Below are 21,959 nucleotides of genomic sequence, written 5' to 3' on the forward strand. Positions count from 1 at the left end.
CACGATGCTCGTCGACGATCCGTTCCGCTGCTTCGTTCCCTATCCGCAGGCGCCCGTGAAACACGCGCCGACCGGCCCCCTCGCGGGGCTGACGCTGGCGGTGAAGGACCTCTACGACGTCAAGGGCTACCCGACCGGGGCGGGCTCGCCACTGGTGCTGGCCCAGTCGGGCATCAAGACCAAGACCGCGCCGGTGGTGAAGGCGCTGCTCGAGGCCGGCGCCCGCTTCGTCGGCAAGACCCATACCGACGAGCTCGCCTTCTCGCTGAACGGCAAGAACGCGCATTTCGGCTCCCCCATCAACCCGGCGGCGCCCGACCGCATCACCGGCGGCTCCTCCTCGGGCTCAGCGGCGGCCGTCGCCGGGCGGCTCGCCGATATCGGGCTGGGTTCCGACACGGGCGGCTCGGTCCGGGCGCCCGCGAGCTATTGCGGCCTGTTCGGCATCCGTCCCAGCCATGGCCGGATCTCCCTGAAGCGGGCCTGGCCGCTGGCCGACTCGTTCGACACCGCCGGCTGGTTTGCCCGCGACGGCGAGGTCTTCGCCCGCGTCGGCGAGGTGCTGCTCGGCAAGGACAAGCTCGCCTTGCCGGTGACCCCGCGCCTGCTGCTCGCCGACGACCTCTTCGCCCAGGCGGTGCCGGAAGCGGAGACGATCCTGCGCAACGTCGTCCAGCGCATCGTCCCGCAGCTCGGCGAGCCCGAGACGGTGAAGGCTGTGCGCGATCTCGATGCGCTGTACTGGGCTTTCCGCTGGCTGCAGGGCCGCGAGGCCTGGGCCGCCGACGGCGCGCTGATCGAGCGCCTGGCCATGCCGCTGGGGCCCGGCGTGACCGAGCGCTTCGCCTTCTCCAAGGCGATCACCGATGCCGACCACGCCAAGGGCGAGGCCGTGCGCAAGGCCTTCCGCACGCGGCTGGCCAAGCTGCTCGGCCAGGACGGCGTACTGATCCTGCCGACGGTGCCCGACATCGCCCCACTGGTCAGCGCGCCGGAAGACCAGCTCGACGATTTCCGCAACCGGGCGCTGCGCCTGCTCTGCCTCGGCGGCCTCTCGGGCTTTCCGCAGGTGACCGTGCCGGTGGCGCGGCGCGAGGGGGCTCCGCTGGGCCTGTCGCTGCTCGGGCCGAAGGGCTCCGACAAGTCGCTGATCGCCTTCGCCACGACCTTCGAGCGCGCGGCGCGGGTCCGGATCGCGTAGGCGCGGCGCTGGCCTGAACGGGAGAATACCGATGAGCGGCCACCACCACCATCACGACCACGATCACGACAACCACTTCACGCCGATCGAGGCGCGGGTGAAGGCGCTGGAATCGCTGATGGTGGCGAAGGGCTATGTCGATCCCGCTGCGCTGGACGCCATCGTCGACACCTATGAGACGAAGATCGGCCCGCGCAACGGCGCCCGCGTCGTGGCGCGCGCCTGGACTGATCCCGCCTTCGCGGCGCGGCTGAAGGCGGACGGCACGGCCGCCGTCGCCGAACTCGGTTTCGGCGGGCGCGGCGGCGAGCACACCGTCGCCTGCTTCAACACCCCGCAAGAGCACAACCTGATCGTCTGCACGCTCTGCTCCTGCTATCCGTGGCCGCTGCTCGGCCTGCCGCCGGTCTGGTACAAATCCCCGCCCTACCGGTCCAAGGCGGTGCTCGACCCGCGCGGCACGCTCGCCGATTTCGGCCTGACGCTGCCGGAAGGCCAGCGCATCCGCGTCTGGGATTCGACCGCCGAGACGCGCTTCCTCGTCATACCCATGCGTCCGGCTGGGACCGAGGGCTGGTCGGAGGAGAAGCTCGCTTCCATCGTCAACCGCGATGCGATGATCGGCACGGGGCTGCCGCGCATGGAGGATGCGTCATGAACGGCGCCCAGGATCTCGGCGGGCAGATGGGCTTCGGCCCGGTGCGCCCCGAAACCGACGAGCCGATCTTCCATGCCGAATGGGAGAAGCGCGTGCTGGCGATCAATGTCGCCGCCGGCGCCATGGGCGCCTGGACGATCGACGGCATCCGCGCGGCGCGCGAAAGCCTGCCGCCAGCGCAATATCTCTCCTCCTCCTATTACGAGATCTGGCTCGCCGGCCTGAACCGGATGCTGGTCGAGCAGGGCTTCGTCACGCCCGAAGAGCTCGAGCAGGGCCAGCCGCTCGCGCCGGCCAAGACGCCCAAGCGCGTCCTCAAGGGCGAGGAGGTTCCCACCGTCCTGCGCCGCGGCTTCCCCTATGAGCGCGAGGCAGAGGCCCCGGCGCGTTTCGCGGTCGGCGACCGGGTGCGCACCGTCGTGATGCACCCGCGGCACCACACCCGCCTGCCGCGCTATGCCCGCGGCAAGCAGGGCGTGATCGAGCGGATCACCGGCTGCCATGTCTTTCCCGACACCGGCGCGCAGGGGCTGCCGGAATCGGCGCAGTGGCTCTACACCGTCGTCTTCACCGGCCCCGAACTCTGGGGCAGCGACGCCGATCCCACATCGACCGTCTCGATCGAGGCCTGGGAGAGCTATCTTGAACCCGCGTGACCTCGCGACGCTGGCCGGCGACACGCCGATCCCGCGTGATGCCGGCGGCCCCGTCTTCGCCGAACCCTGGCAGGCGATGGTCTTCGCGCTCGTCGTGCAGCTGCAGGAGCGCGGCGTCTTCACGGCCGACGAATGGGCGCAGGCGCTGGGCGCGGAAATCCGCGAGGCGCTGGCCAGGGGCGGCTGCCGCGACGGCTCGGACTATTACGAACGCTGGTGCGAGGCGCTGGAGCACCTGCTCATCGAGAAGGGCCTCGCCTCCCACGACGGCATCGACAGCCTGGCGGCGTCATGGGCCCGCGCGGCCGAGGCGACGCCGCATGGACGGCCGATCCTGATCGAGAACGACCCGCAGGCCCCTCGGTCCTCATCCTGAGGAGCTGCGAAGCAGCGTCTCGAAGGATGCTCCAGGAGGCCCCGGTCACATCTGGAACATCCTTCGAGACGCAAGCCTGCCGGCTTGCTTCTCAGGATGAGGGCTGGAGTGGGACGGATCGCCCCTTCAAGCCACCCCGAGCGACAAGAGATCGTGCACATGCACGAGCCCGACCGGCCGCTGGTCTGAATCGGCGACGATCAGCGCGGTGATGCGCAGCCGGTTGACCATCTCCAGCGCTTCGCCGGCGAGCGCGTCCGGCGCAATCCGGCGGGGATTGGCGCTCATCACGTCCCGCGCCCGCTGCGCCGGTCCCCCGCGCATCAGCTTGCGGCGCAGATCGCCATCGGTGACGACGCCCGCCAGAACGCCCTCCGCATCGACCACGATGGCACAGCCGAAGCCCTTCTCCGAGATCAACGCGACCACGTCCGCGATCGCGGCATCGAGCCCGCAGAGCGGCAGCGCGGCATCACGATGCATGATGCTGGCGACCGTCTTGAGCTGGGCACCGAGCTTTCCGCCCGGGTGGTAGACGAAGAAATCCTGCCGCGAGAAGCCGCGCGCCTCGAGCAGCGCCACCGCCAGCGCATCGCCGAGCGCCATCTGCATCGTCGTCGAGGTCGTCGGCGCGAGCCCGTTCGGACAGGCCTCCTCCGCCTTGGGCAGGAGCAGCGTCACATCCGCCTCGCGGCCGAGCGCGCTGTCGGCATTGGCGGTGATCGCGACCAGCCCGACGCGGAAGCGCCGCGTATGGGCGACGATGGCCGCCAGTTCCGCCGTCTCGCCCGACCAGGACAGGGCGATGACCACATCCTCGGGCTGGACCATGCCGAGATCGCCATGGCTGGCCTCGGCCGGATGGACGAAATGCGCCGGCGTGCCGGTCGAGGCCAACGTCGCCGCGATCTTGCGCCCGACATGGCCGGACTTGCCCATCCCTGAGACGATGACGCGGCCGCCCGCGGCCCGGATCATCGCCACGGCGGCGCCGAAGGGCTCGCCAAGACCATCGGCGAGGGCATCGTGGAGAATGTCGAGGCCGGCGCGCTCGGTCGCGATGGTGCGGAGCGCGGAGGCGCGGATATCGGCTGTCATGGCGCGCGCTCTAGCACAGGCGGCCTCCGGCTCGCCAGCTTTGGCCGCGACCGGCGGCGCGAACGATCCGCTGCCCGCGGTGCATCATTGACGCCCCGTTAACCCAGTTCGTTCTAACTCCGTTAACCATGCGCGTCGTCCCGGGCGCGTCAGAGCTCATGCCTGGAGCGACCGAGCCCCGTGTCAACCCGCGCCACCCTGCTCCTGACCGGCGTCGCCGCCGCCAGCCTCGTGCTGGCGACGACCGTCGTCTCGGCCCAGCAGACGCGCCGGACAGCCCTGCGCCCGACCGTTCCGGCCTATGTCGCCCAGCAGCCGCCGCGGGACCCGGTGGCTGTCCCCGCGGCACCCGACGTCCTCGGCGATCCCGCCGGCCCGATCCGCTCCCAGCCCTCGGCGATCTCGAACCGGGCCCCGCCCTATGCCAGCCGCTCCGTGCGCGGCAGCGGCGTGCGCGGCGTCACCCAGCGCCAGTTCCGCGCGCCGCCGCCCACGGTCACCGGCCTGCCCGCCGTGCCGCCCGCACCACCGCCGCCCCGCCGCGCCCCGGCGGCGCAGGAGGACCCCTATGCGCCGCTCGGCCTCCGGCTCGGCAGCGTCGTGCTCCGGCCCGCGCTCACCAACAGCGTCGGCTACGACAACAACCCGCAGCGCACCGCCGCGCCGACGCGCAACGCCTCGCCCTTCAGCCGCCATGAGGGCGAGATCGACATCCAGTCGAACTGGAACGTGCACGAGTTGACCGGCCGGCTGCGCGCCGGCTACAGCGAGTTCTACCGCGACCGCGAGGCCTCCCGCCCCGATGGCGAGGGCAACCTCCAGCTGCGGCTCGACGCCTCGCGCGACACCCGCATCCTGCTCGAAACCCGGGCCCGGCTCGACACCCAGCGCCCCGGCTCGCCGGATCTGACCGCGGCCGTCGTCGGCCGCCCGCTGGTCTACCAGTACGGCGCCTCGGCCGGCATCACCCACGACATCAACCGCCTGCAGATGACGCTGCGCGGCTCGGTCGACCGCAGCGACTACGAGGACGGCAAGCTGAGCAATGGCGGCGTCGTCAGCCAGCGCGACCGCAACCAGACGCAATATGGCCTGCGCCTGCGCGCCGCCTATGAGGTCACGCCGGGCTTCCGGCCCTTCGTCCAGGGCGAGGTCGACACGCGCGACTTCGACCAGGCGATCGATTCGAGCGGTTACCGCCGCTCCTCGAACGGCCTCACCGGGCGCGTCGGCTCGACCGTCGAGATCAGCCGCCAGCTGACCGGCGAGGTCTCGGTCGGCTACCAGGACCGCAAATACGACGACGCCCGCCTGCGCAATCTCAAGGGACTGATCGGCGACGCCGCGATCATCTGGTCACCGACGCCGCTCACCACCGTGACGCTGCGCGGCACCTCCGAACTCGGCGACACCACCATCGCAGGCTCGTCGGGCACCACAGCGCGGCGGGTTGCGCTCGAGGTCGCCCATGCGCTGCGCCGCAACCTCACCGTCACCGCCTTCGGCAGCTTCAACCGCACGGAATATGAGGGGCAGGGGCTGCGCGAGGATTCCTCCAGCATCGGCGCCCGCCTCGACTACAAGCTGACGCGCACCGTCTCGATCCGCGCGAGCTTCACCCATGAGCGGCTGAACTCGAGCGCCCAGGGCTCCGACTACACGGCCAATGTCGCGCAGGTGGGCTTGAGGCTGCAGTTCTGACGTTGGCGAATGTCGCTGAAAGCGCTCCGTCATCCCGGACAAGCCGCGAAGCGGCGCAGCTCCAGGATCCATCGTAGAGCTCCGGAGCCCTCCGATGGATCCCGGGTCAAGCCCGGGATGACGGCGTGGGTCCAAACCTCCGGCGGAAGCCCCCCGCTACTCCATCCCCTCCAGCTCGATGATCATCCCCTCGATCATCGTCAGGCCGATCTGCCAGAAGGCGGGATCGCGCGCGTCGAGCCCGAAGGGCGCCAGCAGCTCGGCGTGGTGCTTGGTGCCGCCGGCCGAGAGCAGGGCGAAATAGCGCTCCTGGAAGCCCTCAGCCGCGTTCTGGTAGACGCCATAGAGCGAGTTCACCAGGCAATCCCCGAAGGCATAGGCGTAGACATAGAAGGGCGAGTGGATGAAGTGCGGGATGTAGCACCAGAACGGCTCATAGCCGGGGCCGAGGCGAATCGCCGGCCCCAGGCTCTCCGCCTGAACGCTCATCCAGAGCTCGCACAGCGCCTCGGCGGTCAGCTCGCCCGATTTGCGCGCCTCATGCACCTTCCGCTCGAAGGAGTAGAACGCGATCTGGCGCACGACCGTGTTGATCATGTCCTCGACCTTGGCGGCCAGCATCGCCTTGCGCTGCTTGGGGTCCTGCGTGCCGTCGAGCAGCCGCCGGAAGGTCAGCATCTCCCCGAAGACGCTCGCCGTCTCGGCCAGCGTCAGCGGCGTCGGGGCCATCAGCGCGCCGTTATGGGCGGCCAGAACCTGATGCACGCCATGCCCGAGCTCATGGGCGAGCGTCATCACATCGCGCGGCTTGCCCTGGTAGTTGACCAGCACATAGGGGTGCGCGGAGGGCACGGTCGGATGGGCGAAGGCGCCGGGCGCCTTGCCGGGCCGCACCGGCGCGTCGATCCAGTGCTCGTCGAAGAAGCGGCGCGCGATGCCGGCCATCTCGGGAGAGAAGGCGCCATAGGCGTCGAGCACCGTGTCGCGCGCCTCCGTCCAGGGAATCGTGCGCTGCTCGACCTTCGGCAGCGGCGCGTTGCGGTCCCAGAAATCCAGCGCCTCGCGGCCGAACCACTTCGCCTTCAGCTTGTAATAGCGATGCGACAGGCGCGGATAGGCCGCGCGCACCGCCGAAACCAGCGCATCCACCACCTCGCGCTCGACGCGATTGGCGAGATGGCGCGAATCGGCGACGTCCTGGAACTTGCGCCAGCGGTCGGAGATTTCCTTGTCCTTGGCGAGCGTGTTGGTGATCAGCGCGAAGACGCGCAGATTGCCGCGGAACACCTCGCTCAGCGCCTCGGCGGCGGCCTTGCGCACCGCGCCGTCGGCGTCCTGCAGCTTGTTGAGCGTCGGCTCCAGCGTCAGCTCCTCGCCGCCGATCCGGAAGCGCAGCGAGGCGATGGTCTCGTCGAAGAGCCGGTTCCAGGCCGCGTGCCCGGTCATCGACTTCTCGTGGAAGAGGGCCTCGATCCGGTCCTCCAGCTGATGCGGCTTGTCCTTGGCGAGATCGTCGAGCCAGGGCTTCCAATGCGACAGCGGGCCCGTCGCGGCGATCCGAGCGAGGTGCTCGGGCTCGATCCGGTTGAGCTCGAGCTCGAAGAACAGCAGCTCCGTCACGGCCGCGTTGAGCTTGTCCTGCGTGTCGCCATAGAACTTGGCGCGCTGCGGATCGGTGGTGTCCCCCGCATAGACGAGGCCCGCATAGGCGCCGATCCGCCCGAGCCGGTCGCTCAGCCCCTCGAAGGCCTTCACCGCCTCGGCCAGCACGGCGCCAGCGTCCTCGCGTTCGGCGAGCGCGCCGAGCTTGCCGCGATACAGCGCCGCGAAGCTCTGCGAATCGCTCATGGCCCGTTCGAGATCAGCCTTCAGCTCCGGCGACTCCATGCCGGGATAGAGATGGCCGAGGTCCCATTCCGGCAGCGCACCGAGCGATTTCGCCAGGGCCGCGGCGGTCTCGGAGGCTTTCGTCCGCAGGACGCCGTCGCACGCAGTCATCATCTTGGGATCACCTCGCAGCCTTCAATCCGGTTCGCCTTCATATGCGCAGGACGGTCGGCGGGATCAATGTGGCTCTGGCGGACCCGGCGTCGCGGACCGGGCCCGTGCCCTTAAGCGCCGCTTAACCGTTCTGGCCGAGGATGCCCCAGAACGGAACAGCGATTCCATCGGCCGATGGCACTGTTCCGGGCGATTCCGGCTACCGAGGTGTCATGACTGCCACAGTTCTCGTCGTCGACGACGACCCCGTCCAGCGGCGGCTGCTCGATGCCATGCTCAGGCGCTCCGGTTACGATGTCGCCGTCGCGGAAACCGGGCAGGCCGCCCTCCAGCTGCTGACGGGCCCCGACGGCGAGCGCTTCGACGCCGTCATCCTCGACCTCGTCATGCCCGAGCTCGACGGCATGGGCGTGCTCGCGGCGCTGCGCGAACGCGCGATCGAGACGCCCGTCATCGTGCAGACCGCCAACGGCTCCATCGAGACCGTCGTCCAGGCGATGCGGGCCGGCGCGGTCGATTTCGTGGTCAAGCCGGTCGGCGCCGAGCGGCTGCAGATCTCGCTGAAGAACGCGCTCAAGCTCGGCGCACTCGAACACGAGCTGCGCCACATCAAGCGCCGCGCGTCGGGCACGCTGGGCTTTCGCGACCTCGCCACCAAGAGCGCCGACATGGCCCGCGTCGTGCGCCTGGCCGAGCGGGCGGCGAAGTCCAACATCCCGATCCTGATCGAGGGCGAATCCGGCGTCGGCAAGGAGGTGCTGGCGCGCGCGATCCAGGGCTCGAGCGACCGCAAGGGCAAGCCCTTCGTCACCGTCAATTGCGGCGCCATCCCGCACAACCTCGTCGAGTCGATCCTCTTCGGCCACGAGAAGGGCTCCTTCACCGGCGCCACCGAGCGCCATGTCGGCAAGTTCGTCGAGGCCAGCGGCGGCACGCTCTTCCTCGACGAGGTCGGCGAATTGCCGCTCGATGCTCAGGTCAAGCTGCTGCGCGCGATCCAGGAGGGCGAGGTCGACCCCGTCGGCGGCAAGAAATCGGTGCGCGTCGACATCCGCATCATCTCGGCGACGAACAAGAGCCTGCTCGACCAGGTCAAGGCGGGCGAGTTCCGCGAGGACCTCTACTATCGCCTCAACGTCTTCCCGATCACGCTGCCGCCGCTGCGCCAGCGCCGCGAGGACATCGCCGATCTGGCGCGCGGCTTCCTCGCGCGCTTCGCGGCGGAGGAGGGCAAGAAGCTGCGCGGCATCGGTGCCGAGGCCCTCTCGCTCATCAGCGGCTATGACTGGCCGGGCAATGTCCGCCAGCTCGAGAACGCGATGTTCAGGGCCGTGGTGCTGGCCGACGGCGACGAGCTGACCGTCGCCGAATTCCCGCAGATCGCCGCGCAGATGGAGGGTTACGACGTCCGCATCCCGCCCGCCCCGGCCTCGCTGGGGCCTGCCGAGGCGCGCAACGACACCCCCCGCATCATCCAGATGCCGGTGCGCGACCCCAATGCGCTGGACCTCGTCGCCGGTTCGGACATGCGCACGCTCGACGAGCTCGAGCGCGAGATCATCAAGTTCGCCCTCGCCCATTACCGCGGGCACATGTCGGAGATCTCGCGCAAGCTCGGCATCGGCCGCTCGACGCTCTATCGCAAGCTCAAGGATTACGGACTGATCGAGGCCGAAGCCGGCACGGATGAAACCGACGCGGCCTGAGCCGCGACCAACCGAATGGCAGCGCGTGTTGCGCTGCCGCATCTTGTCGAAACCGGCCGAGTCACGCAGGAATGCGGCTCTCGGCAGAATTCAGGATTAGCGACCATGCGTCGTCGCCACTGGGCGGATCTGGCTTGCGTCTCGGCTCTGGCCCTGTCCCTGACCGCCACCGTCGCCTCCGCCGAAGGCCCCTCGACCGACCCGACGCTGGGCATTCCGCTGCCGGAACAGCCCGCCCTCCTCCTGCTTCCGGACGAGCAGCCCCCGTCGCGCCGGCGCCCGTCGGCGCGGAAGCGGCGCCCTTGGAACCCGCCCCGCAGCCGCAGACCGCCGTCGCCCCCGCCGCCGAGCCCGAGATGATCACCGGTGCGGTCACGCCCTCGGCGCGCCCCGAAGGCAGCCTCGCCACGCCGGAGCTGCCGGTTGCCCCAGTCGCGGTGCCCGACGAGCCCGTGACCCTCGACATCCCCCAGATCGAGCTGCCGCCGGCCGATCCGGCGCTCGCCGCCCCGCAGCCCGCACCCGTGTTGCGCAGCGCCGAGCCGGCGATTGCCCCGCCCGATCTGCCGAAGGTGGTCGTCGACCTGCCGGCCGGCACCGAATTCGCCGCCGACATCGCCGCCCGCACCGCCGATGCGCTGGCGCTGCCGCGCCTCGCCGAGCGCGAGCGCGCCGAGATCCTCGCGGCCTACGAGGCCAACGGCAACCGGCCGCTCTGGATCGAGGGCCGCGGCTGGAACGCCGCCGGGCTGCGCCTGACCGATCGCCTCGGCCGCGCCGGCGAGGACGGTCTGCGACCGACCGACTATCCCCTCCCCGCCTTCGAGGCGAGCGACAAGGGCAGCCTGGCCGAGGCCGATGTTCGGCTCTCGGCGCTGGCCGTGCTCTATGCCCGCGACGCGCGCGGCGCCCGCGTCGATCCGCGCCGCCTCTCCAAGCTGCTGACGCCGACGCTGTCGCTGCCCTCCGCCACCGAAGTGCTCTCGGAACTGGCGGGCGCCGCCGATGCCGGCGCCGTGCTCGCCGCCTACAACCCGCCCCATGAGGGCTATCTCCGGCTCAAGGCCAAGCTCGTCGAGCTGCGCGAGCATCAGGACGACACGCCGCTCGTGCGCATCCCCTCCGGCCCGGCGCTGAAGGTCGGCATGCGCGACGACCGCGTGCCGCTGGTGCGCGCGAGGCTCGGGCTGGGCCCGACGGAGGAGCCCGTCTTCGACCGCTCGACGGCGACCGCGCTCGCCGCCTTCCAGAAGCAGGCCGGCCTGCCCGCGAACGGGGTCCTGGGCGCGCAGACGCTGGCCGCGCTCGGCACGCCGGCAACGGCCCGCGGCGAGCAGGACGTCATCGCCCAGATGGAGCGCTGGCGCTGGCTGCCGGGCGACCTCGGCGTTGACCACATCATGGTCAACGTGCCGGAGTTCCGGGTCCGCGTCATCCGCCAGGGCGAGGTCGTGCACGAGACCCGCGCCATCGTCGGCAAGCCGGAAACCGCGACGCCCATCTTCTCGCACAAGATGGACCACGTCATCGTCAATCCGTCCTGGCACGTACCGCCTTCGATCCTGCGCAAGGAATTCCTGCCCGGTCTCGCAGCCGACCCCGAATACGCCGCCAAGCGCGGCTATGTGGTGACGCGGAACAAGGGCGGCGGCATCTCGGTGCGCCAGCCGCCGGGCGAGCGCAACGCGCTCGGCTGGATCAAGTTCATGTTCCCCAACGACCATTCGGTCTATCTGCACGACACGCCCAACCGCCGGCTCTTCGCCCAGGAGCGCCGCGCCTTCAGCCATGGCTGCGTGCGCGTCGACAATCCCTTCCTGCTGGCCGACCAGGTGCTCGGGCCGGAATGGACGCATGACCGCCTGAAGCGCCTGATCGGCTCTGGCGAGCGCCGGATCAACCTGCCCCAGCCGCTGGCGATCCACCTCGTCTACAACACCCATGTCGTCGGCGCCGATGGCAGCCTCACCACCTTCGAGGATCTCTACGGCTTCCACCGCATGGTGCGCCAGGCGCTCGAATCGCGCAGCTGACGCCGCGCTCGCGAATCGGGCCGGCGCAGCGGCACCGTTTCGCCACGATCGGCGCGTAGCGGAGAAGCGCGCAGAAAGGGCTGGCACGGCGATTGCCGGCTTGCTAACGAGGCGTTAACGCTTCTCCGCAACTGTTCGTTCACGTTCATCACGCGCCGCCCAAGCGGGGCATCGAGACGGGTCAGCAGATTGGGCAGCTCAGACGCCACGCTTTCGGCACGCAACGCGCGCCCGAAACAGGTCCTTCGCCGGACCTTGACGCTCGGTGTCGCGGCCGGAGCCCTCCTGCTCGGCGTGCGCGGCACGCAGGATGCGATCGCCAATGGCGACACGCGGACGATCTCGATCCGCCACATGCACACCAAGGAAGAGGTCACCGTCACCTTCAAGCGGGACGGTCGCTATGTCGCCGAAGGTCTCGAGAAGCTAAACTGGGCCCTGCGCGACTGGCGCACCGACGAGCCGATCCGCATGGATCCCCGGCTCTTCGACGTCGCCTGGGAGGTCCAGCGCCAGGTCGGGTCCGAGCAGCCCTTCCACGTCGTCTCCGCCTATCGCTCGCCGGGCACCAACACGATGCTGCGCCGGCGCTCGCGCGCGGTCGCCAAGCACAGCCAGCACATGCTCGGCAAGGCGATGGATTTCTACCTGCCCGACGCCGCGACCGCCCGCATCCGCGAGGCCGGCATGCGGTTGCAGCGCGGCGGCGTCGGTTTCTATCCAGGCGCCCATACACCCTTCATCCATCTCGATGCCGGCTCGGTGCGCTCCTGGCCGCGCATGACGCGCGACCAGCTCGTGCGCCTCTTCCCGGACGAGAAGACCGTCCATCTGCCGGCCGACGGCCAGCCGCTGGGCGGCTACGAGATCGCCAAGGCCGAGATCCTCGCCAGCGGCGGCGCGGTGGCCGGCTATGCGGCGGCCGACCTCGACGAGGGCGCGGTCATCTCCTCGGGCCGCAAGAGCCTGTGGGCCTCGCTCTTCGGCGGCGACGAGGAAGAGGCGGATGCGCGCCCGACCCGCGGGCGGCGCGCCGCGCCCAAGCCGCAGCCGGCCGTGATCACCTATGCCAACGCCAATCCCTATGCCGACGGCAACGCCTCCGATGGCGGCCGCTTCGCCGTCGCCCTGGCGCCGCCATCGGCCCCTGCCACGCGCTCGCTTGCGCAGGAGCGCGCCGAACGCCTCGCCCCGCGGGCGGCCGAGCCGCCGGAGGCCCAGGCCGTCGCGCCGGTCAATGCCGCCGCCGCACCGCCGCCCGCACAGGACAAGCGGCCCGCCCTCGTCGATGCGCCGCTTCCCCTTGCCCGCCCGCGCAGCCTGACGCTGCCGGGAGAGGCTGAAGGGACCGTCCAGGTCGCGGCGCTGCCTTCGGCGGGTGGAGCGCTCGCCTTCGCGCCCGCCACGGCCGGCACCGACCAGAAGCTCATCCTCGCGGCCCTGCCGCCGCGTCGGCCCGGCGAGATGACCGCGCTCGTCGAGAGCGTCGTCGCCGGCAAGCCGACCAATGCCCCGCTGCCGCCGCTGCGCCCGGTCGCGCTGACCGGATTCGGCCTCGCCGGCCAGTCGACGCCGCTGCCGGCCTCCGCCGGGCTGCGTGGCTCGGAGGCCGCCCTTGCCGCGCTGCCGGAGGGCAAGCTCGTCGCCGTCTCGCACCCGCTGCCGCCGAGTCGCCCGGACAGGGGCGGCGTCAGCGTCGCCACGGCCGCGCCCGCGCGCCCCGCGCCGACGCCGATCGAGGCGCAGTACGACGCCGACCGTTCGGGACTCGATTCGCTGTTCGCCGCCGTCGCGCGCAGCCCCGCGCCCGCCGGGCGCAGTGTCACGGTCGCCACCGCCCGCGCCCGCACGACCGCGCCGGCCGCCTCGCCGATCGCCGGCCCGAGCCCCGCCGCGGCGCTCGGCTTCAGCCATGCCGAGCCCAACGACGCCCGCACCGGCTCCTTCAGCGGCCCCGCGGTCAAGCCGCTGCCGACGAACTTCATCCAGAACTGAAGCATCGGCGCCGCATTAACCGATTGCTGACCCGGCTCGCGCCACACTGCAGGCGATTCGCCAACAGTGAGAGTGATATGGGACAGGTTCTGCAGTTTCGGCTTCCGCCCGCCCGGGACGAGGTTCAGCCCGGCGCCGAACTCGATCTGCTCTCGGCGGTCGACTTCGCGCTGCGCGACCTGATCGACATCGCCAACCATGTCACGCTGGAAGCCGTGCGCGAACAGGCCAAGGCCTGCCACGCCATGCTGGCGGCCGCCTATGATGCCGAGTTCGAACGCGCCTGAAGCTGCCAGCAGCCGACCGATTCAGGCGCCGGACGGGCGCAGGAACCGCGCGGGCCCAACAGGGACGTCACCGGCGCGGCGGGTCTAGCCAACGCCGACGAACCGCGGCAGAGGTCCGCTTCGAAAGCCTGGGTGACGCTGCGCTCCACTGAAAGCACCACGTCGAAGATGGCCCGGCACGGTCCCGCCCCGGACGCCGGTGACCGGGCCGGGCGGACACGCACCACGCGCCGATCGCGTCCCCCGAGGGCCTGCGCTGCTGCCCGCAAGCCTCGCAGCCGCGGCACGACGTCGCCGTCCCCCTGCGGCCGCCGGCTCTAAACCCGCCGTTAACCTCGATCGTTCATCTCCTTGAAACAGTAATGGCTTCGCGGGGCACTGACCTGCGGCGGCCCGGGGGGTGGCAAGTCCATGCGGCTGATCGTCGGCACAGTTATCGTCTTCCTCTGCGTCTTCGGCGGCTATGCGGCGATGGGTGGCAAGCTCGGCGTCCTCTGGCAGCCATGGGAATACGTCATCATTCTCGGCGCCGCGATCGGTGCCTTCGTCATCGGCAACCAGGGGCCGGTGCTCAAGGCCGTGCCCTCCATGCTCGGCACGATCTTCAAGGGACCCAAGTACAAGCAGGATTGCTATGTCGAGCTGCTGGGAATGCAGTATTCCCTGTTCAAGCTCGCGAAGCAGAAGGGCCTGCTCGCGGTCGAGCCGCACATCGAAAATCCCCACGACTCGACGCTGTTCAACGCGTTCCCGACCTTTGCGGCGAACCATCACGCCGTCGAGTTCGTCTGCGACTACATGCGCATGCTGTCGTTGGGCGCCGACAACGTCCACGAGATCGAGGCGCTCATGGACGAGGAACTGGAGACGCACCACCAGGAGCAGGAGCGGATCGTCGCGGCCATGCAGTCGATCGCCGACGGAACACCGGCGCTCGGCATCGTCGCAGCCGTGCTCGGCGTGATCAAGACGATGGGGTCGATCTCCGAGCCGCCGGAGGTGCTGGGGCATCTGATCGGCGGCGCGCTCGTCGGCACCTTTTTCGGCGTCTTCGTCGCCTATGGCTTCTTTGGTCCCATGGCATCCTCGCTGAAGGGCACCTACGAGGCGGAATCCAAGTACTTCCTGTCGCTCAGGGCGGGCCTCCTCGCCTACATCGCCGGGCAGCCGCCGGTGATGGCGGTGGAATTCGCCCGCAAGGCGCTCATGAGCGACGTCCGCCCGACCTTCAGCGAAGTGGAAGCCGCCACCGCCAATCTCCCCGCCACCGTCTGACCCAATCCCCAGCAGGAACGCGATGGCCAAGACTGACCAGCCGATCATCATCAAGAAGGTCAAGAAGGCCGCTCACGGGCACCATGGCGGGGCCTGGAAGATCGCCTATGCGGACTTCGTGACGGCCATGATGGCGTTCTTTCTGCTGATGTGGCTGATCAGCATGACGACGAAGGAGCAGAAGATCGGCCTGGCGGAATACTTCGCCCCCGCGAATGTGAGTCCGACCACCAGTGGCTCCGGCGGCGTCCTGATGGGCACCGCCATCGACAAGTCCGGCGCCAAATCGTCGGCGCCCCGCGACAACGCGGCGAGCACGAGCGGGCAGGAAGAGGGAACGCGCCGGACCAGCGCGGGCCGCGCCACCGAGCGCGACGTCAACCGCCCGGCCTCCGGCGTGCCGGCCAACCACAGCGCCGCGGCCAGCATCCGGCAGGCGCTCCAGGCCATGCCCGAATTCGCCGAGATCTCGCGCAACATCGTGATCGAGCCGAGCAAGGACGGGTTGGACGTGTCCCTCATGGACCAGGACGGCCGCTCCATGTTCCCCGAGGGCTCGGTCCGCCCGCATGACCGCACCCGTCTCGTGCTGGAGGCGCTCGCGCCCACCCTGCGCCGGCTGCCCAACCGCCTGGCCATCACCGGCCACACCGCCGCCGTGCGTCCGGGCTCGGCCCGGTCGGGCGACCCCTGGAGCCTCACCGCCGGGCGCGCGCTCGCCGTGCGCGAGATCCTGTCGGGCGCCGGGTTCCCCAACGACCGCTTCACCTCCGTGGTGGGACGCGCCGACACCGAGCCGGTCTTCCCCGACAATCCCTACCTCTCGCCGAACCGACGGGTGACGATCACGCTGATCAACGAGGCCCCGCCGCTGCCCCCGAGTGGCCTGCGCTGACGACAAGGCACATCGGCCGTCTCGGAGCCCGTTTGAGATCGAACCCGATGGCCGACACGACGCGAGCGGCTGACCATGGCGACGGGGATCACGGCCTCGGAGTGGTCGATGGATTGTCCGACCGGGCCAGGGGCCGGTGGCCCGGCGCGTCGAGCTCCATGAGGTCGAGGCAGGCGAGCAGCGCAAAGAATCGCACAGCCTGAGCCGAGAGCATTCGTACCCTCGTGCCCCAACGCGCTTGCGACGCCGGCCAGGGCCGAACGGGCCCGAGGCGCGGCCATCCTGTCACCCGAAGCCGATCGCGACGGGCAAGCACGCGTCACACGGCTGGCGGCCGGCCGTGGCCCGCCGCAGACCGGCAGCCGAGCCAGGGGCACGACCGAGGGCCAACCCGACCCGCACCGACAATGTTCTGGGAGATCAATCGCTTGCGCGATGGGCCTGGTGGAGCTGAGGGGATTCGAACCCCTGACCTCTGCAGTGCGATTGCAGCGCTCTCCCAACTGAGCTACAGCCCCGAGGCGCTGGCCTTCTAGGCCCTGCGTCGCGTGTCTGTCAATCGCTTGCGCCATGAGTTTTGCGGCGCACGCGACGGCGGGCACCGGCCAACGATGATCCAGAGGATTCCCGATGCGTGCCGTTCTCGACGTGGTGTTGCTGGCCCTGCAGATCTACACATGGCTGCTGATCATTTCGGCCGTGCTGAGCTGGCTGATCGCCTTCAACGTCGTCAACACGCGCAACCAGTTCGTTTCGACGATCTGGGACATGCTCTACCGCATCACCGAGCCGGTCCTGCGCCCGATCCGCAACAGGCTGCCCCAGATGGGCGGGCTGGACCTCTCGCCGATCGTCCTGCTGCTGATCATCTTCTTCATCGAGCGCGTCATCGTCCTCTATCTCTACCCGGCCGTCTTCTGAGGTGACGTCCGCGGCCGGGGGCCTGCCCTGGACCGCGACGGCCGACGGCCTGCGGCTGTCGGTGCGGCTGACGCCGCGCGGCGGGCGCGATGCCATCGACGGCATCGAGATCCTGTCCGACGGCCGGCCCGTGCTGAAGGCGCGGGTACGGGCCGCCCCGAGCGAGGGCGAGGCCAATGCCGCCCTGATCGCTTTGCTCGCCCGCGAACTGGGCCTTCCGCGCAGCGCGGTGACGCTCGCCACGGGGGCGACCGCGCGGGTCAAGCTGCTGGCGATCGCGGGCGATCCGGCCGCTCTGGCCGCCCGTCTCGAGGCCGCCGGCGGGCCCCGGTGAACGCAGACCGGCCATGCCGCAGCGCAGCATCGGCTTGACGAAAGCCGCTGCCTCCTGTTCGAAGGCGGCATGGAGACGCCCGCATCCCCCTTCCCCGAGCGGCTGACCGAAGGTTACCGCGCCTTTCTCGACGATCGCTTCGACCGCGAGAAGGACCGTTACGAACAGCTCGCCGAGACCGGCCAGACGCCGAAGATCATGCTGATCGGCTGCTGCGACTCGCGCGTCTCGCCGGAGGTGATCTTCGATGCGCGGCCCGGCGAGATGTTCGTCGTCCGCAACGTCGCCAATCTCGTGCCGCCCTTCTCGCCCGACGACCAGCTCCACGGCACCTCGGCGGCGCTCGAATACGCCGTCCAGGCGCTGAGGGTGGAACACATCGTCGTGCTCGGCCATGGCCGCTGCGGCGGCATCCGCGCCTTCGCCGACGACGCCCAGGGCCCGCTCTCCTCGGGCGATTTCATCGGCAAATGGATCACGCTGATCGCGCCGGCGGCCGAGCGCACCGGCGGGCGCGGCCGCCACGAGACGCTGGACGGCTATGTCGAGCGCCTCGCCTTTTCCTCGATCCAGCAATCGCTCGCCAATCTGCGCACCTTCCCCTGCGTGCAGATCCTCGAGAGCAAGGGCCGGCTGCACCTGCACGGCGCCTATTTCGCCGTCGCCACCGGCGTCCTGATGCTGCTCGATCCCGAGACCGGCCAGTTCGTCCCCGCGATCGGTGAACTCCCGCGCAAGGCCGTGCCGCTGCGCTGCGACTGAGCCTGCGCTAGCGCAGCCGGATCGTCGCCAGCAGGGCGCGACCGCCCTCCACCGTCAGGGCGATCTCGCCCTCCGTGTCGATGCGCAGCGCGTGCCCGCCGGGAACGGCGATCGCCTCGCCGCCGCAACGCGCCGTCACCGCCTCGCCCGGCGCGTAGAGGATATGGATGGCGGGCTTCAGCGCCACCACCTCTCCCGGCATCGGCACCACGAGATCGGCGCTGCACAGCGCCCGGTCGACGATCAGATTGACGACCTCGACCGGCCCGTTCTCCAGCCGGCTGACCAGCGGAAGGCCGCCATCATAGCGCACGGGCGTGAAGGGCCGGCGCAGGTCGATCGCGCCGGAAGACCCCTCCAGCACCAGGCCCGAGCCGACGATCACCGCCTGCAGCCGCTCATAGCCGGTGAGGTCGGAGAACGGGCCGGGCTGGACGATGGCCGTCCGCCCGAGCCGCCAGACCATGCCCTCCCAGCCGGCAGGGTCGGCGCCGGGGGCGGTCGCGTCGGCGATGTCGAGCGTGATGCCGCCGCCATTCTTCCAGGGCTTGCTGCGGAAGCTCTCGGGCGGGAGCGGTGTCAGGCGCGTCGTCATCATCGGGGCTCTCTCAGGCTTCGTCCGCCAGCGGGTGGAGGTCCCGCACCAGGCTCTTCAGGCGGTCGTCGAGGACGTGGGTGTAGATCTGCGTGGTCGCGATGTCGGAATGCCCCAGCAGTTCCTGCACGACGCGCAGATCGGCGCCGTTCTGGAGCAGGTGGCTGGCGAAGGCGTGGCGCAGCACATGCGGGCTCAAGGCAGCGCCCGACAGCCCCGCCGCCCCGCCCAGCGCCTTGAGATCGCGCCCGAAGGCCTGGCGGGTGAGATGCCCGCTCTCGCCCTCGGCGGGAAACAGCCAGCGGCCGTCGCTCGCGCCGCTCTCGCGCAACGCCGCCAGCCAGAGCCGCGCCGCCTCGCGCGCCGGCTCGTTCAGCGGCACCAGCCGGTCCTTGCCGCCCTTGCCGCGCACCACCAGGAAGCGCTCGCGCGTCGTCGCCGCCGAGAGCGGCAGCGCGATCAACTCCGAGACGCGCAGGCCCGTGGCGTAGAGCATCTCGATCAGGCAGCGCATCCGCAGCGCCCGCAGCCGCGCAACCGGCGTCAGCCCCTCGCGCAGACAGGCCTCCCGGGCGGTGGCAATCAGCCGTTCGACATCGGCGACCGAGATCACCTTCGGCAGCGGCCGTCCGAGCCGCGGCCCCTGGATCGCCGCGGTCGGATCGTTGGAGGCGAAGCCTTCGGTGTAGAGGAAACGGTGGAACTGCCGCACCGCCGAGAGCCGCCGCGCGGCGGAGGAGGCCTTCAGCCCCCGCGCCGAGAGATCGGCCAGCCAGCCACGGATGTCGTCGGCCGTCGCGGCCTCCAGCGCCCGCCCGCCGAGGAATTCGAGATAATCGTCGATGTCGCGCTGATAGGCGTCGAGCGTGTTGCGGGCGGCGCCGCGCTCGGCGGCGAGCATGTCGAGGAAGCCGTTGCGCCGCGCCTGCGCGATCCGGCTCATTTCGGCTGCAGGCGCGCGGGCGGCACGACCTCGATCATCTCGCGCGGCTCCGGCTTGACGAAGGTGACCAGCGCGACCATGCCGCCGAAGACGAGTCCGCCGAGCAGGGCCAGGAAGGCGACGAATCGGAACAGCGTCGGCACGGTGAGGCGAACCCTTGAAGCTGTGGCTGCGATGGCGCCGGCCATCTTTCGGGAGATGGCGGATGCCGGCAAGGACGGCAAGGCCACAAGCGCCGCAAAATGCGGCGCGGGGCCTGACGTTGTGTGACGGCTCATGTTAAAGGGCGCTGAAGACAAGGCTTCCATCGCTATGACGATCGTCGAGACGCTCGACCAGCCACGAGGTGAGGATATCGGCCCGGACCCGGCGACCCTGCGGGCGGCCATCGGCCCGCGGGCGATCGTGCTCGTCGGCATGATGGGCTCCGGCAAGAGCTCGGTCGGGCGCCGGCTGGCGACGCGGCTGGGCATGCCCTTCGTCGATGCCGACACCGAGATCGAGACCGCCGCGGGCATGACGATCCCCGAGATCTTCGCGCAGCGCGGCGAGAGCGAGTTCCGCGATGGCGAGCGCCGCGTCATCAGTCGCATCCTGACGACGCGCGCGCCCCTCGTGCTCGCGACCGGCGGCGGCGCCTTCATGAACGCCGAGACCCGCGCGCGCATCGCCGAACTCGGCATCTCGATCTGGCTCAAGGCCGAGCCCGATGTGCTGATGCGCCGCGTCCGCAAGCGCTCCAACCGCCCCCTGCTGCAGACCGCCGATCCCGAGGCGACGCTGCGGCGGATGCTGGCCGAGCGCGAGCCGGTCTATGCGCTCTCCGACCTCACCCTGCTGTCGCGCGACGACCCCCATGACGTCGTGGTGACAGCGGCGCTGGCCGCGCTCGACCGGCATCTGCACACCCCTCCCGACCGGAAGCCCGCACCATGACCACCCCCGCCCCGACGCCCGGCGCCCGGATCACGGTTCCGGTCGCGCTGGAGGGCCGCGCCTACGACATCCATATCGGCCGCCACCAGCTCTGCGAGGCCGCCGCCCTGATCGCCGCGATGGCACCGGGCGCCAAGGTCGCTGTCGTCACCGACGAGCGCGTCGGCCCGCTCCATGCCCCGGCTCTGGAGGCCTGCCTGCAGCAGGAGGGCATCGGCTTCACCCGCATCACCGTGCCGCCGGGCGAGGCGACGAAGTCCTATGCCCAGTTCACCGCGCTCTGCGACGCGCTGCTCGCGGCCAGGATCGAGCGCGACGACCTCGTCATCGCGCTCGGTGGCGGCGTGGTGGGGGACCTCACCGGCTTTGCGGCGGCCGTGCTGCGGCGGGGCGTGCGCTTCGTGCAGATCCCGACGACGCTGCTGGCGCAGGTCGATTCCTCCGTCGGCGGCAAGACCGGCATCAATTCGAGCCATGGCAAGAACCTGATCGGCGCCTTCCACCAGCCCGCGCTGGTCATCGCCGACACCGCCCTTCTCGACACCCTCAGCGAGCGCGAGTTCAAGGCCGGCTATGCCGAGGTGGTGAAATACGGGCTGATCGACGACCCCGCCTTCTTCGACTGGTGCGAGGTCAACTGGAGCCGCATCATCGAAGGCGGCCCCGAGCGCGACCATGCGGTCGCCGTCTCCTGCCGCGCCAAGGCGGCCATCGTCGCCCGCGACGAGCGCGAGGAGGGCGACCGCGCATTGCTCAATCTCGGCCACACCTTCGCGCATGCGCTGGAGCGGCTGACGCACTACGACTCCACCCGCCTCGTCCATGGCGAGGCGGTGGCGATCGGGCTCGCACTCGCCTTCCGCTTCTCGCAGCGTCTGGGGCTCTGCTCCGGCCAGGACGCGATCCGCGTCGCGCGCCATCTCGACGCCGTCGGCCTGCCCTCGACGCTCCAGCAGGTGCCCGGCGGAGCCGGCACGGCGCAGGAGATCGTCGCGGCGATGGGCCAGGACAAGAAGGTCCGCCGCGGCGTCCTGACCTTCATCCTGGCGCGGGGCATCGGCCAGAGCTTCATCGCCCATGGCGTCGCGGCGGAGGAGGTGACGGCGTTCATCGAGGCGGAGTTAGCGGTCAACGGGCAGGCGCACTGACCGACCGGGCCGCGTGCGGGTTCAGTTGAAGCGCGACGCTTGGGCTCGTGGGAAGCAGTTACTACATCTCAGACTTTCCGAAGGGGTCTGTTGTGGCCCTCTACCACGAAAATTCCGTCTCCGGCCTCCTCGGCAAAACGACCGTTTGGCGTTCTGAACTCCATTTCTACGGTGGGCTCCCTGCCCATCCGATCACCGGTGATCTCATTCGACGTCAAATAGACCCTATACTGAATGATCGTGAGGCGGAGCCCAGTTTCATCGGCAACTTCGAACTGGTCGACTTTATAACGGTTCGACACTGAAAGAACCTCCGGTGCTTGACCTGCTTCTTATCGGAAATCATTCAAGGCTGAGGGTGCAAGCACAATCGGTTTTAAAGAAAATCTAAGCCACCGATAGAGATCGCAATAATACAGGCGACGGCTAGGTTTCGCA

The 21,959-nt window shown here is 70.0% G+C and carries 21 protein-coding genes and 1 tRNA gene; 16 read left to right on the forward strand and 6 right to left on the reverse strand.

Annotation, left to right across the window (positions count from 1 at the left end; genetic code table 11):
* Positions 1–4 precede the first annotated feature (4 nt).
* Genes BSY19_RS03750 through BSY19_RS03765 form a run of 4 tightly spaced genes read left to right on the forward strand, consistent with a single transcriptional unit; the run spans position 5 to position 2,891 of the window.
* Positions 5–1,201, forward strand: a complete 1,197-nt coding sequence (locus BSY19_RS03750) for an amidase (protein WP_069056832.1) — start codon at positions 5–7, stop codon at positions 1,199–1,201.
* A gap of 31 nt (positions 1,202–1,232) precedes the next feature.
* Positions 1,233–1,859 carry a nitrile hydratase subunit alpha gene (nthA, locus tag BSY19_RS03755; protein ID WP_069052979.1) on the forward strand — a complete coding sequence of 209 codons (627 nt, stop codon included), beginning with the start codon at positions 1,233–1,235 and terminating at the stop codon, positions 1,857–1,859.
* The gene (nthB, locus tag BSY19_RS03760) at positions 1,856–2,515 is read left to right on the forward strand and encodes a nitrile hydratase subunit beta (protein WP_069052980.1); all 660 of its coding nucleotides are present in this window, start codon (positions 1,856–1,858) and stop codon (positions 2,513–2,515) included. The genes nthA and nthB overlap by 4 nt, the downstream gene beginning before the upstream one ends.
* Positions 2,502–2,891: a nitrile hydratase accessory protein gene (locus BSY19_RS03765; protein ID WP_083247375.1), complete on the forward strand. Its 390-nt coding sequence runs from the start codon at positions 2,502–2,504 to the stop codon at positions 2,889–2,891. The genes nthB and BSY19_RS03765 overlap by 14 nt, the downstream gene beginning before the upstream one ends.
* 126 nt (positions 2,892–3,017) lie before the next feature.
* Here the strand turns inward: BSY19_RS03765 and BSY19_RS03770 are convergent, their stop codons facing one another.
* Entirely contained in the window at positions 3,018–3,989 is a 972-nt protein-coding gene (locus tag BSY19_RS03770) for a KpsF/GutQ family sugar-phosphate isomerase (protein ID WP_069052981.1), read from the reverse strand.
* Between the two features lie 180 nt (positions 3,990–4,169).
* On the opposite strand from BSY19_RS03770, the gene BSY19_RS03775 reads away from it, so the two are divergent.
* Entirely contained in the window at positions 4,170–5,690 is a 1,521-nt protein-coding gene (locus BSY19_RS03775; protein ID WP_069052982.1) for an outer membrane beta-barrel protein, read from the forward strand.
* Between the two features lie 156 nt (positions 5,691–5,846).
* Here BSY19_RS03775 and BSY19_RS03780 read toward each other — a convergent pair whose 3' ends face one another.
* Complete coding sequence (locus BSY19_RS03780; protein WP_069052983.1) at positions 5,847–7,691, reverse strand: M3 family oligoendopeptidase; 1,845 nt, start codon at positions 7,689–7,691, stop codon at positions 5,847–5,849.
* A 212-nt stretch (positions 7,692–7,903) separates the two neighbouring features.
* Here BSY19_RS03780 and BSY19_RS03785 point away from each other — a divergent pair, with 212 nt between their 5' ends.
* The 6 genes from BSY19_RS03785 to BSY19_RS03810 all read left to right on the forward strand — a co-directional run bounded on the left by BSY19_RS03785 (position 7,904) and on the right by BSY19_RS03810 (position 15,882).
* Positions 7,904–9,397, forward strand: a complete 1,494-nt coding sequence (locus tag BSY19_RS03785) for a sigma-54-dependent transcriptional regulator (protein WP_069052984.1) — start codon at positions 7,904–7,906, stop codon at positions 9,395–9,397.
* A gap of 302 nt (positions 9,398–9,699) precedes the next feature.
* Positions 9,700–11,430, forward strand: coding sequence for a L,D-transpeptidase family protein (locus tag BSY19_RS03790; RefSeq protein WP_150129485.1), 1,731 nt, complete (start codon positions 9,700–9,702; stop codon positions 11,428–11,430).
* Positions 11,431–11,685: 255 nt separating this feature from the next.
* Positions 11,686–13,425 (forward strand): peptidoglycan L,D-endopeptidase MepK, encoded by a 1,740-nt coding sequence (locus BSY19_RS03795; protein ID WP_069052985.1) that lies wholly within the window; start codon positions 11,686–11,688, stop codon positions 13,423–13,425.
* A 77-nt stretch (positions 13,426–13,502) separates the two neighbouring features.
* A complete protein-coding gene (locus BSY19_RS03800) occupies positions 13,503–13,712 on the forward strand; it encodes a hypothetical protein (RefSeq protein WP_069052986.1) in 210 nt (69 codons plus the stop codon).
* A gap of 411 nt (positions 13,713–14,123) precedes the next feature.
* On the forward strand, positions 14,124–14,987 hold the full coding sequence (gene motA, locus BSY19_RS03805; protein ID WP_069052987.1) for a flagellar motor stator protein MotA: 864 nt from the start codon (positions 14,124–14,126) through the stop codon (positions 14,985–14,987).
* A gap of 22 nt (positions 14,988–15,009) precedes the next feature.
* Positions 15,010–15,882 (forward strand): flagellar motor protein MotB, encoded by an 873-nt coding sequence (locus tag BSY19_RS03810; RefSeq protein ID WP_069052988.1) that lies wholly within the window; start codon positions 15,010–15,012, stop codon positions 15,880–15,882.
* A 442-nt stretch (positions 15,883–16,324) separates the two neighbouring features.
* Here BSY19_RS03810 and BSY19_RS03815 read toward each other — a convergent pair.
* Positions 16,325–16,400, reverse strand: a tRNA-Ala gene (locus BSY19_RS03815).
* Between the two features lie 112 nt (positions 16,401–16,512).
* Between BSY19_RS03815 and BSY19_RS03820 the strand changes: the two genes are divergently transcribed.
* The 3 genes from BSY19_RS03820 (at position 16,513) to BSY19_RS03830 (ending at position 17,899) form a co-directional block, all read left to right on the forward strand.
* Positions 16,513–16,803 (forward strand): YggT family protein, encoded by a 291-nt coding sequence (locus BSY19_RS03820; protein ID WP_069052989.1) that lies wholly within the window; start codon positions 16,513–16,515, stop codon positions 16,801–16,803.
* Position 16,804: 1 nt separating this feature from the next.
* Positions 16,805–17,137, forward strand: coding sequence for a DUF167 family protein (locus BSY19_RS03825; RefSeq protein WP_442856685.1), 333 nt, complete (start codon positions 16,805–16,807; stop codon positions 17,135–17,137).
* Positions 17,138–17,206: 69 nt separating this feature from the next.
* Positions 17,207–17,899, forward strand: a complete 693-nt coding sequence (locus BSY19_RS03830) for a carbonic anhydrase (protein ID WP_069052990.1) — start codon at positions 17,207–17,209, stop codon at positions 17,897–17,899.
* Positions 17,900–17,906: 7 nt separating this feature from the next.
* Here the strand turns inward: BSY19_RS03830 and BSY19_RS03835 are convergent, their stop codons facing one another.
* The 3 genes from BSY19_RS03835 to BSY19_RS03845 are packed head-to-tail and all read right to left on the reverse strand — an operon-like array spanning position 17,907 to position 19,580.
* Entirely contained in the window at positions 17,907–18,497 is a 591-nt protein-coding gene (locus BSY19_RS03835) for a HutD/Ves family protein (RefSeq protein ID WP_083247379.1), read from the reverse strand.
* Positions 18,498–18,507: 10 nt separating this feature from the next.
* Positions 18,508–19,437, reverse strand: coding sequence for a site-specific tyrosine recombinase XerD (locus tag BSY19_RS03840; RefSeq protein WP_069052991.1), 930 nt, complete (start codon positions 19,435–19,437; stop codon positions 18,508–18,510).
* Positions 19,434–19,580, reverse strand: coding sequence for a histidine kinase (locus tag BSY19_RS03845; protein ID WP_069056836.1), 147 nt, complete (start codon positions 19,578–19,580; stop codon positions 19,434–19,436). The genes BSY19_RS03840 and BSY19_RS03845 overlap by 4 nt, the downstream gene beginning before the upstream one ends.
* Positions 19,581–19,749: 169 nt before the next feature.
* Between BSY19_RS03845 and BSY19_RS03850 the strand changes: the two genes are divergently transcribed.
* Positions 19,750–20,373, forward strand: a complete 624-nt coding sequence (locus BSY19_RS03850; protein ID WP_069052992.1) for a shikimate kinase — start codon at positions 19,750–19,752, stop codon at positions 20,371–20,373.
* Positions 20,370–21,521: a 3-dehydroquinate synthase gene (gene aroB, locus BSY19_RS03855; RefSeq protein WP_069052993.1), complete on the forward strand. Its 1,152-nt coding sequence runs from the start codon at positions 20,370–20,372 to the stop codon at positions 21,519–21,521. The genes BSY19_RS03850 and aroB overlap by 4 nt, the downstream gene beginning before the upstream one ends.
* Positions 21,522–21,959: the final 438 nt, after the last annotated feature.

Source organism: Bosea sp. RAC05, assembly GCF_001713455.1.
Taxonomy (GTDB): Bacteria; Pseudomonadota; Alphaproteobacteria; order Rhizobiales; family Beijerinckiaceae; genus Allobosea.